The sequence below is a fragment of the Chitinibacter sp. FCG-7 genome, assembly GCF_040047665.1.
In the GTDB taxonomy this organism is placed as follows: Bacteria; Pseudomonadota; Gammaproteobacteria; order Burkholderiales; family Chitinibacteraceae; genus Chitinibacter; species Chitinibacter mangrovi.
The window spans coordinates 3,130,473-3,143,786 of record NZ_CP157355.1 but is presented as its reverse complement, the minus strand read 5'-3'; the positions used below and the strand labels follow the sequence as shown (position 1 = coordinate 3,143,786).

11 protein-coding genes are annotated in these 13,314 nt (G+C 53.9%); 9 read left to right on the top strand and 2 right to left on the bottom strand.

Features of this window, described 5'->3' with window-relative positions:
• Positions 1–3 precede the first annotated feature (3 nt).
• The 5 genes from ccoO (at position 4) to ABHF33_RS14800 (ending at position 3,774) form a co-directional block, all read left to right on the top strand.
• A complete protein-coding gene (gene ccoO, locus ABHF33_RS14820) occupies positions 4–618 on the top strand; it encodes a cytochrome-c oxidase, cbb3-type subunit II (protein WP_348944667.1) in 615 nt (204 codons plus the stop codon).
• Between the two features lie 5 nt (positions 619–623).
• A complete protein-coding gene (locus ABHF33_RS14815) occupies positions 624–791 on the top strand; it encodes a cbb3-type cytochrome oxidase subunit 3 (protein WP_157669561.1) in 168 nt (55 codons plus the stop codon).
• A 21-nt stretch (positions 792–812) separates the two neighbouring features.
• Positions 813–1,724, top strand: a complete 912-nt coding sequence (gene ccoP, locus ABHF33_RS14810; RefSeq protein ID WP_348944666.1) for a cytochrome-c oxidase, cbb3-type subunit III — start codon at positions 813–815, stop codon at positions 1,722–1,724.
• A 116-nt stretch (positions 1,725–1,840) separates the two neighbouring features.
• The gene (gene ccoG, locus ABHF33_RS14805) at positions 1,841–3,286 is read left to right on the top strand and encodes a cytochrome c oxidase accessory protein CcoG (protein ID WP_348944665.1); all 1,446 of its coding nucleotides are present in this window, start codon (positions 1,841–1,843) and stop codon (positions 3,284–3,286) included.
• On the top strand, positions 3,286–3,774 hold the full coding sequence (locus tag ABHF33_RS14800) for a FixH family protein (protein ID WP_348944664.1): 489 nt from the start codon (positions 3,286–3,288) through the stop codon (positions 3,772–3,774). Before ccoG ends, ABHF33_RS14800 begins: the two co-directional genes overlap by 1 nt.
• A 32-nt stretch (positions 3,775–3,806) precedes the next feature.
• Here ABHF33_RS14800 and ABHF33_RS14795 read toward each other — a convergent pair whose 3' ends face one another.
• Complete coding sequence (locus tag ABHF33_RS14795; protein WP_157669557.1) at positions 3,807–3,992, bottom strand: YjfB family protein; 186 nt, start codon at positions 3,990–3,992, stop codon at positions 3,807–3,809.
• Positions 3,993–4,097: 105 nt separating this feature from the next.
• On the opposite strand from ABHF33_RS14795, the gene dnaE reads away from it, so the two are divergent.
• Positions 4,098–7,550 carry a DNA polymerase III subunit alpha gene (dnaE, locus tag ABHF33_RS14790; protein ID WP_348944663.1) on the top strand — a complete coding sequence of 1,151 codons (3,453 nt, stop codon included), beginning with the start codon at positions 4,098–4,100 and terminating at the stop codon, positions 7,548–7,550.
• A gap of 124 nt (positions 7,551–7,674) precedes the next feature.
• Here the strand turns inward: dnaE and ABHF33_RS14785 are convergent, their stop codons facing one another.
• A complete protein-coding gene (locus ABHF33_RS14785) occupies positions 7,675–10,092 on the bottom strand; it encodes an EAL domain-containing protein (RefSeq protein ID WP_348946641.1) in 2,418 nt (805 codons plus the stop codon).
• A gap of 283 nt (positions 10,093–10,375) precedes the next feature.
• Between ABHF33_RS14785 and ABHF33_RS14780 the strand changes: the two genes are divergently transcribed.
• From ABHF33_RS14780 to ABHF33_RS14770, 3 genes are read left to right on the top strand one after another with little or no spacing between them, the layout of a single operon-like run.
• Positions 10,376–12,775 carry a heavy metal translocating P-type ATPase gene (locus ABHF33_RS14780; RefSeq protein ID WP_348944662.1) on the top strand — a complete coding sequence of 800 codons (2,400 nt, stop codon included), beginning with the start codon at positions 10,376–10,378 and terminating at the stop codon, positions 12,773–12,775.
• A complete protein-coding gene (locus ABHF33_RS14775) occupies positions 12,762–12,983 on the top strand; it encodes a heavy-metal-associated domain-containing protein (protein WP_348944661.1) in 222 nt (73 codons plus the stop codon). Before ABHF33_RS14780 ends, ABHF33_RS14775 begins: the two co-directional genes overlap by 14 nt.
• A complete protein-coding gene (locus tag ABHF33_RS14770; RefSeq protein WP_157669553.1) occupies positions 12,967–13,251 on the top strand; it encodes a metal-sensitive transcriptional regulator in 285 nt (94 codons plus the stop codon). The genes ABHF33_RS14775 and ABHF33_RS14770 overlap by 17 nt, the downstream gene beginning before the upstream one ends.
• The last annotated feature ends 63 nt before the right edge of the window (positions 13,252–13,314 follow it).

The following is a 13,314-nucleotide window of genomic DNA, read 5'->3' as shown; positions in this document are numbered from 1 at the left end:
ACAATGAATAAAATTCAGAAACTGATCGAGGAAAACGTCGCGGCACTGATCATCCTCACGCTGATGACCATTAGCGTGGCGATGCTCGTCGAGATTTTGCCGCTGATGTTCAGCAAAACGGTGACCCAGCCTATCGCAGGCGTCAAACCTTACAGCGCACTGCGCCTTGAAGGTCGTGACATCTATATCCGCGAAGGCTGCTACAACTGCCACTCGCAAATGATCCGCCCTTTCCGTTCGGAAACCGAGCGTTACGGTCACTACTCTGTGGCAGGCGAATCAGTTTACGATCATCCGTTCCAGTGGGGCTCAAAACGTACGGGCCCAGATCTGGCTCGCGTTGGCGGTCGCTACTCGGATGAATGGCATCGTGCCCATATGATTAATCCGCGTGATGTCGTGCCGGAATCGAACATGCCAGCCTTCCCGTGGCTGCTGACCAGCACCATTGATTCGACAATGACGCCGAAGAAAATGGAAGCGCTGCGCAAACTGGGCGTGCCTTATACCGATGCTGACATTGCCAATGCCAGCAAAGAAGTTGAAGGCAAAACCGAAATGGATGCAGTAATCGCCTATCTGCAAGGCCTTGGTCTCGCACTGAAAAATAAAAGGTAAGCACGATGGATCTGCAGAACGAAGTTCGTGTCATTGTGACTGTGATGGGATTTATCCTCTTTGTCGGCATCTGTTTCTGGGCCTACAGCAGGGGAAGCAAGCAGCACTTTGATGAAGCCGCGCAACAACCGTTCCTCGACGATGATTTGCCATCGTCGGGCAAGCAGTCCTGACCGGCTAACGGAGAATAGAGAATGACAGACTTTACTAGCGGTTTCTGGGGCTATTTTATTGCCACAGTGTCAATTTTGGGCATCGTCTTCTGTGCGTATTTGTTGATCACGCAAATGAAGGTCAAGCTCAAGAAAGGCGAAAAAGCACAGGTTACCGGCCACAAGTGGGATGGCGATCTGGAGGAGTACAACAACCCGCTACCAGGCTGGTGGGTTGGCATGTTCGTGCTCACGATCGTCTTTGCCTTTGGCTACCTGTGGCTTTACCCTGGCCTGGTGGTCATGGGTAATGCCAAGGGCTGGTCACAGGAAGGCCAGCACAAGGAAGAAGTGGCTAAAGCTGATGCCAAGTATCAGGCTTTGTACGACAAATACACTGCCATGCCAATTGAAGCCGTTGCCAAAGACCCGCAAGCCAATGAAATGGGCAAACGCCTGTTCCAGACCTACTGCGTACAGTGCCACGGCTCGGACGCACGCGGCGCCAAAGGCTTTCCTAATCTGACCGACAACGATTGGCTGTACGGTGGCTCCCCAGCCAAGATCAAGGAAACTCTGGTTAAAGGCCGTCAAGGTCAGATGCCCGCATTCGGTGCAGCATTCGGTGAAGAGAAAGTACGCGACGTGGCTAACTACGTGCTGAAAATCTCGGGCAATGCGGCGTTTAACGACGTGCGTGCAGCTCGCGGTGCAGAAACCTATAAACAGGTTTGTGTGGCATGTCACGGCGCAGAAGGCAAAGGCAATCAGGATCTGGGCGCGCCCAACCTGACTGACAAAATCTGGCTGTATGGCGGCTCTGAGGCGACCATTGTTGAAACAGTGACCAATGGTCGTACCAATGTGATGCCAGCCTGGAAGGAATTCCTGGGCGACGGTAAGGTTCATCTGTTGTCAGCTTATGTTTACAGCCTAAGCCAAGACAAAAAGTAATTTCAATTTAAATTGAATAGCCGGGCAGGTTCATCCTGCCCGTTTTTACTTGTATTTACTTGCAGTGCCTTGATTAAACGAACGCCGTTTAATGAATGTTCTGACCGGAGCGAGAAATGAGCCAGAAACTCAAAGACATTCCAGTACATGTGGTCAACGTCAAAGACGATGGCGAGCTTGAAGAAGTGATGCTGTACGCCGCGCACAAGAAAATCTACCCGCGCTGGATCAATGGTTTCTGGAACAAGTGGCGGATTTTTTTTGTGATCGCCACGCAGCTGTTTTTCTACGGCATACCCTGGCTGCAGATCAATGAACGCCAGGCTCTGCTTTTTGACCTAGTCGAGCGCAAATTCTACATTTTCGGCCTGATTTTTCTGCCACAAGACTTTATCTACCTAACCGCCCTGCTTTTGCTGTCCGCATTTGGCCTGTTTGCCTGGACGACGATAGGTGGCCGCCTCTGGTGCGGCTACGCCTGTCCGCAAACGGTGTACACCGAAATTTTCCTGTGGATAGAAAAATGGGTTGAAGGCGATCGTGCAGCGCGCATCAAGCTCGATAACGGCGCGCTCAATGGCCGAAAAATCCGCCTTAAAACCAGCAAACATACGCTATGGATCTTGTTTGCCCTGTGGACTGGCTTTACCTTTGTGGGCTACTTCACGCCAATCCGCGAGCTGTGGCTTGAGCTGATTACGCTCACACTCACAGGCACAGAAATATTCTGGATTCTGTTTTACGGCTTTGCCACCTACGGCAACGCTGGCTGGATGCGCGAACAGGTTTGCAAGTATATGTGCCCCTACGCCCGCTTTCAGAGCGCGATGTTTGACGCCGATACGTTGATCATCAGCTACGACAGCGGGCGCGGTGAGCAACGCGGCACGCGCAAGAAAGGCGCGGATTACAAGGCACAGGGTCTGGGTGACTGTATTGACTGTTCGATCTGTGTGCAGGTCTGTCCGGTAGGGATCGACATCCGCGATGGTCTGCAATACGAATGCATAGGCTGCGCCGCCTGTATTGACGCCTGTGACGAAGTCATGGACAAAATGAACTACCCACGTGGCCTGATCCGCTACACAACAGAAAACGCGCTGGAACACAAATACCCGGAAAAAGACATCCACAAGCAGCTCAAACGACCGCGCGTCATCATGTACGCGCTGGTATTGACCATTATTCTGGGCGCAACGGTTTATTCGCTTTATACCCGCCAACCCATCAAGGTTAATATCGAGCGTGATCGCGTTGCGCTGGTGCGGGAAGTGGAAGACGGCTGGCTGGAAAACAGCTACCGCGTACAAATCCAGAACGCCAGCGAGAAAACGCACACCTATGTCATCAGCGCAACGGGCTTGGACGGCATGAAAATTGTGCCAGAGGGTACTGGTCAGTACCAACTGGAACCAACAGCCACCGCCAATGTCTCAGTTCGCTTGCAAGTCGCCCCGGGCAAAGCCAAAGCGGGAAGTCACCCGATCATGATCACGGTGAACTCACTGGATGAACACGGCATTACCGTAAGCGAAAAAGCCACTTTTATTGGAAGAGACTGATGGACGAAAAACCCTGGTATAAACATTATTTTGTCTGGCTAATCATCCTGTTCCCTGCCCTGGCGATTATAGGTGGGATCAATATGGCCTATCTGGCTTATACCAATAAAGATGGGCTGGTTAGCGACAGCTACTACAAAGACGGCCAGCGGATTAATGAGCGCCTCGCTCAGGATCAGCATGCGGCAGCGCAGGGATTACAGGCTCAACTGCTATTGGGAAGCGATCAGCAGAGTGTGCGCATTATTCTGAATCAGGCTTTTGAAGGGGAATTGACGTTAAAACTCTCGCACCCAACCCGGGTGGGTATTGATCAGACGCTCAATTTGAAACCGCAAGCACCAACGCTATTTGCTGGCAAACTGGCACACCCGCTGGCGCTTGAGCGCTGGCAAGCTGAAATTAGTGACAGTAAAAACGGCTGGCGCCTAGTTAAAGAATGGCATGTATTGCCCGATGAGCCAGTTACACTAAGCCCTAGCAAGTAATACCCCCAAGCCCACTCAATAGTGGGCTTTTTTCAGGCTTTAACGTCGACGTTTTGCCCCAGATTGGGCGGATTATTCGTCGCGGGTGCCTGAGGGATGCTTTGCAGCAGGCTCAAGGTGGTCTGCGCCTGAATATCCATCGCCTTTTTCAGCATCATCAGCGGGGCCACATCGCTGGGCCCTGCACTACTGGCGGCATTCACTAAACCGGCATCCATACCAAACTCCCTTATTTGTGCTCATCGCAACCATCATACCCCCGGCCACGATAAAGATCAGCTAAAACGCCAACGGCAAAGAAGCGCTGGTGTTAAAATATCGGCATGAATACGCCTTCCTTTACCCCCTCTTTTATTCACCTGCGCCTCCATTCCGAGTTTTCCGTGACCGACGGTATTGTTCGGCTGGACGATGCGGTTAAACGCGCCAAGTCCGAACAGATGCCAGCACTGGGTGTTTCTGACCTGATGAATCTGTTTGGCCTGGTCAAGCACTACAAAGCTTGCCGCAATGCCGGGCTTAAACCGATTGTCGGCCTGGATGCCTGGGTGGAAAACGAAGATGGCCGCGATAAACCATCGCGCATTTTGCTGATTTGCAAAAACCGCGCAGGTTATGGCCGATTGTGCGAATTACTCACGCAAGCCTATAAAAGCAATCAGTATCGCGGCCGGGGTGAACTGAAAAAAGAATGGCTGACTCAGGGCGACAATAGTGGATTAATCTGCCTCTCTGGCGCCGAACATGGTGAAATTGGCCTGCAGATTCTGGCCAATAATCATCCGGCGGCGCAGCAAGCAGCGCAGTGGTGGTCTGCCCTGTTTCCCGGTACTTTCTACCTGGAACTCCAGCGTACCGGCAGCGCAAGCAGCGAGAAAAGCCTGCAAGGCCATCTGGATCTTGCCGAGCAGCTGAATCTGCCGGTCGTCGCCACGCATCCGATTCAATTTATGAATCGCGAAGACTTTAAAGCCCACGAAGCCCGTACCTGCATTGCCGAAGGCTTCGTGATGGCCGACAAACGCCGCCCCAAGCGTTTTACCGAAGAGCAATATTTCAAATCGATGGCCGAAATGCAGGAGTTGTTTTCCGACCTGCCCGAAGCGCTCGCCAATACCGTCACCATTGCGCAATGCTGCAATTTGTCGATTGTGCTGGGTAAAAACTATCTGCCGCTGTTTCCAACACCGGATGGCATGACACTGGATGACTTTCTGGTATATGAGGCCAAACGCGGCCTGGAGATGCGTCTGGCGCAGCTTTATCCCGACGAGGCCAAACGCGAAGCCGAGCGGCCGCGCTATTACGACCGGCTCAAATTTGAAACCGACACCATTATCCAGATGGGTTTTCCGGGCTACTTCCTGATCGTTGCCGACTTTATCGCCTGGGGTAAGGTCAACGGCTGCCCGGTCGGGCCTGGCCGTGGCTCAGGTGCGGGTTCGCTCGTTGCGTATAGCCTTGGCATTACCGATATCGACCCAACGGCCTACGCCCTGCTGTTCGAGCGTTTCCTGAATCCAGAACGCGTTTCAATGCCGGACTTTGACATTGACTTCTGCCAGGAAAACCGCTGGCGCGTAATCGAGTATGTCCGCGAAAAATACGGCGCCGAAGCCGTTAGCCAGATTGCGACTTTCGGTACGATGGCCGCCAAAGCCGTGGTTCGTGATGTCGGCCGTGTGCTGGATCTGCCGTATATGTTCTGCGATGGCGTCTCCAAGCTGATCCCGGCCGCACCGGGCAAGCAATACAGCCTTGATGATGCGGTAGAAATGGTACCCGAGTTGGCCGAGCGCATTGAGCGTGAGGAAGAGCTGCGCGAGCTATGGGAGCTGGCCAAAACACTCGAAGGCCTGACGCGTAATATCGGTATGCACGCGGGGGGGGTATTGATCGCTCCGGGGCAGATTACCGACTTTTGCCCAGTATACCAGGCCAGCGGCGAAGATGCCTCGCCGGTGTCGATGCTCGATAAAGACGACGTTGAATCGGTGGGCCTCGTCAAGTTTGACTTCTTGGGTCTGCGCAACTTAACAATTATCGAGCTGGCGCTGCAATACATCAAAAACCAGACTGGTGAATACCTTGATCTGATGAGCCTAGGCTTTGACGATCAGGCTGCGTATCAGGTTTTCCGCGATGCCAACACCACTGGCGTATTCCAGGTCGAGTCGGACGGGATGAAACGCCTGCTCGAAAAACTTGCGCCTGACCGTTTTGAGGACATCATTGCGGTGTTGGCGCTGTATCGTCCCGGCCCGCTGGGCTCAGGCATGGTCGATACCTTTATTAACCGGAAAAAAGGCATTGAGCAGCCCGACTACTTCCACCCTGACTTGGAAAAATGTCTGGAGCCGACTTACGGCGTCATCGTTTACCAAGAGCAGGTGATGCAGATTTCGCAGATTATCGGCGGCTACACACTCGGTGGCGCCGATATGTTGCGCCGGGCGATGGGTAAGAAAAAACCGGAAGAAATGGCCAAACACCGGGCGACGATTGCTGAGGGTGCGGCCAAGAAAGGCTATGATCCGGCGCTGGCCGAGCAGCTGTTTGACTTGATGACCAAGTTTGCCGAGTACGGCTTTAACAAGTCGCATACGGCCGCCTATGCCGTGGTGTCGTATCACACGGCCTGGCTCAAAGCACACCATACCGCGGCCTTTATGGCTGCGACGATGTCGTCCGAGCTGGATAACACCGATCAGCTCAAGGTGTTTTTTGACGATTGCATCGAGAAAAACAAACTCGAAATTCTGCCGCCCGACGTCAATCAAAGCTTTTATCGCTTTATGCCAGTTGGCAAACGGCAAATTCGTTATGCACTGGGCGCGATCAAAGGCGTAGGCGAAGGCGCAGTCAATATGATCGTCGCCGAACGAGAGAAAAACGGCCCGTTCACGTCGATTTACGATTTGTGCAGCCGCACCGACAAGAAAGAAGTCAACAAACGCGTGCTGGAAGCGCTGATACGTGGTGGCGCATTTGATGCAATCGACGATCATCGCGCCCGGCTAATGGCCAATGTCGAGCAAGCGATGGCGGTGGCCGAAGCCGCCAACGCCAACGCCAATCAGATCAGCCTGTTTGACATGCTGGAACCGGCGGCAGCGCCACAATTTGAAACCATCGAAGCGCCGCGCTGGGATGATAAAGTCCAGCTCGCAGAAGAAAAAACCGCGATTGGTTTCTACTTGTCGGGCCACCCGTTTGACGCTCACGCCAAAGCCATCAAAGGGCTAATCAAAACCCGGCTCGATCGGCTGCAAAACCAGCGTGAACCGCAGTTTATCGCCGGGATCGTGGCAGGCATGCGCGTTAAAAACGGCGAGCGCGGCCGGATGGGTTTTGTCCAGCTGGACGACGGCAATGGCAAAGTCGAAGTGGCGCTGTTTTCTGATGTTTTTGAAGCCAACCGCACCAAGGTCAAGGACGACGCGCTGATTGTGGTTGAAGCCAAGGTATCGGAAGACCGTTTTTCTGGCGGTCAGCGCATTGTCGCCGAACGGGTTTTTGACATTGCCGAAACGCGCAGCCACTTTGCCCGCGCGCTGAAATTGAATCTGGGCACGATGAACGACGCAGAGAAACTGAAATCACTGCTGTCAGCCCACTGCAGCGAGGAAGGGTGCGCTGTTGAAGTGCAGTACCAGAACGAGCTGGCCAGCTGCATGGTCAGGCTGGGCCATCAGTGGCGGGTATTATTGCGCGATGAGTTGATTAGCGATTTGAAAACGGCGCTGGATGCCAATGCGGTAGAAGTTAAATTCTAGGTCGATTGATTTATCACCGATTCCGGTTCACCGACCAGCATCAAACAAGGGGTATTGCCCTGTAGAACAATATCGGAGCTAGCTACAGAGCAATACTCCACCTTGTATGCTATGACCAGTGCGATTAAGCCGCAGCAATCACCGGCAAGGGCTGCGGTTTGCCAAAGTAATAGCCCTGCGCATAATCAACGCCAATCGCAGTCAGCTCGGCCAGAATGCTTTCATCTTCAACAAATTCGGCAATCGTGCGACAACCCAGACTGTGCGCAATATCGTTGACGGCAATCACCATCTGGCGGCTGACCTTGTCTTCAGCGATATCGGTCACCAGACTGCCGTCAATTTTCAGAAAATCCACCGGCAAGGTTTTCAGATAATTAAACGATGAAAAACCGCTGCCAAAATCATCCAGCGCAAATTTGCAGCCACGGGTGCGCAAGGTTTCGATAAACATCGACGATTCTTTCAGGTTGGAAATCGCCGCCGTTTCGGTAATTTCAAAGCAGATCGTATACGGCGGCACCTGTGTGCGATCCAGCTGCTGCAAAATAAACGCCAGCGTCTGCTTGTTTAGAGATTTCCCCGATAAATTGATCGCAATATGCGGCAGCGGCTGATTGGCCTGCTGGCACTGCGCCAAATACGCGATGCTATTTTCGACCACCCATTTATCAACCTGCGCCATCATGTCAAAACGCTCGGCAGCCGGAATAAAGGCGCCCGGCGCAATCACCCTGCCAGCGCCATCGACCAGCCGCAGCAGAATTTCCAGATGATGCACTTCGCTGGTACGCGAATTCATCGGCACAATCGCCTGGCAATACAGTTGGAAGCGATTTTGCTCAATCGCTTCTTTTAAAGTCGCCAATAGCTGGATTTCATTATGCCGCTCTTGCAAATCCTGATCTTCGCTGCTGTACCAGCTTAACTGGTTGCGCCCGCCGTCTTTAGCGGCAAAGCAGGCGACATCGGCCTGACTCATGGCCTCTTGCGGCGTTGCACAGCGCTGGTCGAGCTTAACCAGACCAATACTCACCGTCACGCCATGCGGCCGGTCTTGCCAGACAAAGCGAAACTGAGCCAGTGCGTGCAAAATACGCTCGGCCAGCATCTGGGCTTCAGCGTTGGTGACATTGGAGAGCAAAACGCCAAACTCGTCGCCCCCCAGACGCCCCAGCACCGAACGCCCCGGCAGCATCAATCCCTGTAGGAGTGAGGTAACGTGCCGCAGCAGCTCGTCACCAGCCAGATGCCCGCAAGTATCATTAACCAGCTTGAATTGATCCAGATCCAGCAGCATCAGCACCTGAGGCTCGCCACCCGAGAGCACCTGCTGATGCGCCAGATTCAGTGCATTTTCAAAACCACGGCGGTTGGTCAGCCCAGTCAGGTAATCGTGTTCGGCCTGATAAGCCAGCTTTTCGGTCAAGGCCTGCGATTCGGTCACATCGTGCAATACCAGTACCAAGCCGACAACATGACCATCCTGGTCGGAAATCGGCGCGACGGCGTATTCCACATTGAGTTTGGCGCCTTCGCGATTGAGCAGCATGGCTTTCTGCCCGTCTTGCGCTTTAAGATTATCCCGTGCCCTGAGCAAGGTGCTGTGCAATTCTTCCGGTGTTAGATCGCCGCCCAGACACAGCAGATCAGCCACCTCGCGCCCGCGCGCATCGGCCGCATTCCAGCCAGTGAGCGCTTCGGCTGCGGGATTGATCAGCTTGATTTTGAAATCGCTATCGGTCGTTAAAATGGCGTCGGTAATGGAAATCAGCGTCACCTCGGCCAGCTCTTTTTCGACATACAAAGCCCGTCTGGCCTCTTCGCGCTCCTGATGACCACGCCGGATATTGCGGCGCATTTCATTGATCGCATCGACCAGAGTCTGCATCTCGTCGGGCTTATTGCTGCGGCGAAATAAATGCAAGGGCTCGGATAATTGCTGGTAGTTAAAACGCCGCGTGTATTCAGCAATATGGCTCAAATGGCGGGCGATCAAGCGATGGTACAGAATCAGGAAGAAAATCGCGGCCGTCGCCATGCCCAAACCCTGCAAAATCAGCAGGCGCAAAAACTGGGCATAGAGGCGCGATTCGACTTCGGACAAGGTGGTACTGATCTGCAATTGCCCAAGCACCACCTGCTTATTGGTCAGCGGGTGCAGATAGACCACCGGAAAGGTCTTGGTTACTTTATTGCTATCGGATTCGAGCGAGGGGCCCGCGCTGTATTGCTGGCCATCGCTTTCAATCAGCAGCACATGCTGCACAACGCGCGTTTGCAGCAAGGAATTGAGCTGGCCATGAATGGCATCGGTATTGACCAGCCACAGATTGCTAGCCAGCTGTGGCGTGGCGCTTTTGCCCAGTGTTAGCAAATCGGACTGCGTCTGCGCCAGGCTGCGATCGTATTCTTGCTTGAGCAAAAACAAAGTCATCGCCACCGTCACCACCAGGCCGGTCAGAAAAACTGCAATAATCAAGTGCCAGGCTAGGCGATTAGCGCTGTAGAACTGTCCGATGCGCTGAAAAAAAGAAACCATCACGAATTGATTACCCAATTTTTACTGAACCGGTTGAAACGTCTTTGGTCAGCATAAACGCTAGACTGTAAGGAAACAAGCATTCACTGATAGACGCCATAGGCAAAACGACACATATTTTGCTTAGCTTTATCCGATTCATTTTCCTGTAAAAATTAACAAGCCAGCAGACAGCCGCGATGATCTTCAAACTGCTAACGCGGTCTTTTTGATCAATTTGCATGACTTTTGCTACGCGCAAATACCCCTTGCGGGTATTGGGTATTGTGGCTACCATACCCCTATGGGTACTCATGCACACACCGCTTCCAATCATGAACACCTCGATATACCTATCGAAGGCATGACTTGTGCTGCCTGCGCAAACAGGCTGGAAAAAGTGCTCAACCGCCTCGATGGCGTACAAGCCAGCGTCAATTTTGCCAGCGAGCGTGCCAGCATCGTTGCCGATACCTCGCAGCTGAAAACCATACAGGCGGCGATTCACCAAGCCGGGTTTCAAATTCCCAGTCAAAATTTCACATTCGCGATCAGCGGTATGACTTGCGCAGCGTGTGCGACGCGAATTGAAAAACAGTTGCGCAAATTGCCCATTGAGCATGCGCAAGTCAATTTCGCCACTGAAACCGCCACCATCACCGCCAAAGCCGGGCAATTTCAAATCAGTGATTTTCAGGCGGTGATTAGCCGTGCTGGCTACGCGGCCAATGCGGTTAGCGAAGCCAGTGCAGCACAGCCATCACTAAGCCGACAACAGCCGTGGACACTCTGGCTGGCCGTGATCGGCACCTTGCCGTTTCTATATGACATGCTTTTGATGATCACTGGCGAGCACGGTGCTTTGTCACCACTGCTGCAGTTAGTCCTCGCTAGTCTGGTGCAATTTATCGCTGGCTGGCGGTTTTATCGTGGCGCGTATCTGGCCGTGCGCGGTGGCGCCGCCAATATGGATGTGCTGGTGGCATTGGGCACTAGCGCAGCGTGGGGTTACAGCACCTGGGCGTACTTTAGCGGGCTGCATACCTTGTATTTTGAAGCCAGCGCCAGCGTCATTACCTTGGTCTTGCTAGGAAAATGGCTGGAATCACGCGCCAAACAGCGCACCGGTGCCGCATTGTCGGCCCTGCTCGCGCTGCAGCCACAAACGGCCAGTGTGCTGCGTGATGGTCAGTGGGTGGCGCTTGCGCTTGGGCAGATTGTCCCCGGTGATATTGTGCAATTACGCGATGGCGAAACCGCCCCGATTGACGGTGAAATCATCCAGGGCCAGGTGGAAATGAACGAAGCCATGTTGACCGGTGAATCCCTCAGCATCAGCAAATTACCGGGCGACACCGTGTATGCCGGGACACGTAATCTGGCGGGCAGCGCACAAATCAAAGCCACCGCCATCGGCAGCCAGACTCAGCTGGCTGCAATCGTCAATCTGGTAAGTCAGGCCCAAGGCAGCAAGGCACCGATTCAGCAACTGGCCGACCGCATCTCGGCCATTTTTGTGCCCGTTATTCTGCTGATTGCGCTGATCACACTGATCGCCACCTACCTGCTGACGCAAGAGAGCAGCACGGCCATTATTCATGCGGTGGCAGTACTGGTCATTGCCTGCCCTTGCGCGCTGGGGCTGGCGACACCAGCGGCCGTCATGGTCGGCGTCGGTCTGGGTGCCCAGCACGGCATCCTGTTTCGCAACGCCAGTGCACTCGAACTGGGCAGCCATATTGATACGCTGATCGTTGATAAAACCGGCACGCTGACCGTTGGCGAGCCGCAGCTGATCGCCACCGAATACCTCGCTGCGACCACTTTCACGCCGCAAGATATTCTGCTGTGGACAGCCAGCCTGGAATTGCACTCGCAACATCCGCTGGCGCACGCTTTTCAAGCGGCGCTCAGCCAGCAATCGCCCAAGCAGTCTTTACTCGACGCCAGCGAGATTGAATCAACGGCTGGTTTTGGTTTGCGCGGACTCGTTGCTGGGCATCAGCTCCAGATTGGCCGCCCAGACTGGGTTTTCCCCGCCGAAACCATCGCCAGCTTGCAAGATACATTAGCCCGGTATCAGACTGAAGGTCATACTGTGATTGCTCTAGCAGTCGATACCCTGCCTGCCGCATTATTCATGCTGCAGGACCAAATTCGCCCCGGCAGCCTGGCCGCCATTCAGGGCTTACAAGCGAATGGCGTCGAGGTGCTGATGCTGACCGGAGATCATCCGGACAGCGCCGCACGCGTCGCCAAAGCGTTGGGTATTAGCCAGTTTCACGCCCGCTGCTCGCCCAATGACAAATACCAGACCTTGCTGGCACTGCAAAAAGCCGGCAAACGCGTCGCCATGGCCGGCGATGGCGTGAACGACGCCCCCGCGCTGGCCGCTGCGGATGTCAGCTTTGCGATGAAAAGCGGAGCCAGCGTGGCGCTGGAAACCGCCGACATTACGCTGATGCACAACGATATTGCCCATATCAGCGCGGCGATTGCGCTTTCGCGCGCCACGCTGCGCAAGATCCGGCAAAACCTGTTTTTCGCTTTTATTTACAATATTCTGGGCATTCCGCTGGCCGCATTGGGCCTCTTGAGCCCGATGATTGCTGGTGCCGCCATGGCGCTCTCATCGGTCTCGGTAATTAGCAATGCCCTGTTATTGAAACGTTTTAAATGGCAGAAATCCGATGCAAGCAATTGAAGAAACCATTGAATTGAAAATCGAAGGCATGAGTTGCGGCGGCTGTTCGGCTGCGGTAACGCGTGTTTTGGAAGCGGTTGCGGGGGTGCACAGTGCCACCGTCACCTTAAACCCCGGCACAGCACGCATTGTGTTCGACGCCACGCAAACCAGCCGCGCAGAGCTGGAAACCAAGATAGAGGAAGCTGGATATGACATCAAGCCTTAAGCAAGAGCGCCAAAACAAAGACCAACTGATCAAACGCCTGAACCGCATCGTCGGCCAGGTTTCAGGCATCACCCGCATGATCGAAGAAGACCGCACCAGCAGCGACGTGCTCAATCAAGTGGCTGCTGCGCGCTCGGCGCTCGACGCTTTGGGCCTGATCCTGCTCGAACAGCAAACACAAGACTGCATCGCCCAAGCCTTGAAATCCGGCAAAGCTGACGACGCGGTTGAGCAATTGCTGCAAGTGATCAAGAAAGTACGCGGCTAGGCTGCACGAACGGTTGTGGTTTATAGCGCAGGTCTCGGCAAAGCCGAGCCCTAGAGGCATAAA

What these genes read in the sequence shown, in the direction of transcription:
- ABHF33_RS14775 (WP_348944661.1), top strand. Translation starts at nt 12,762, where the DNA reads ATGCAAGCAATTGAAGAAACCATTGAATTGAAAATCGAAGGCATGAGT.
- ccoO (WP_348944667.1), top strand. Translation starts at nt 4, where the DNA reads ATGAATAAAATTCAGAAACTGATCGAGGAAAACGTCGCGGCACTGATC.
- dnaE (WP_348944663.1), top strand. Translation starts at nt 4,098, where the DNA reads ATGAATACGCCTTCCTTTACCCCCTCTTTTATTCACCTGCGCCTCCAT.
- ccoP (WP_348944666.1), top strand. Translation starts at nt 813, where the DNA reads ATGACAGACTTTACTAGCGGTTTCTGGGGCTATTTTATTGCCACAGTG.
- ABHF33_RS14785 (WP_348946641.1), bottom strand. Translation starts at nt 10,092, where the DNA reads ATGGTTTCTTTTTTTCAGCGCATCGGACAGTTCTACAGCGCTAATCGC.
- ABHF33_RS14780 (WP_348944662.1), top strand. Translation starts at nt 10,376, where the DNA reads ATGGGTACTCATGCACACACCGCTTCCAATCATGAACACCTCGATATA.
- ABHF33_RS14770 (WP_157669553.1), top strand. Translation starts at nt 12,967, where the DNA reads ATGACATCAAGCCTTAAGCAAGAGCGCCAAAACAAAGACCAACTGATC.
- ABHF33_RS14795 (WP_157669557.1), bottom strand. Translation starts at nt 3,992, where the DNA reads ATGGATGCCGGTTTAGTGAATGCCGCCAGTAGTGCAGGGCCCAGCGAT.
- ccoG (WP_348944665.1), top strand. Translation starts at nt 1,841, where the DNA reads ATGAGCCAGAAACTCAAAGACATTCCAGTACATGTGGTCAACGTCAAA.
- ABHF33_RS14815 (WP_157669561.1), top strand. Translation starts at nt 624, where the DNA reads ATGGATCTGCAGAACGAAGTTCGTGTCATTGTGACTGTGATGGGATTT.
- ABHF33_RS14800 (WP_348944664.1), top strand. Translation starts at nt 3,286, where the DNA reads ATGGACGAAAAACCCTGGTATAAACATTATTTTGTCTGGCTAATCATC.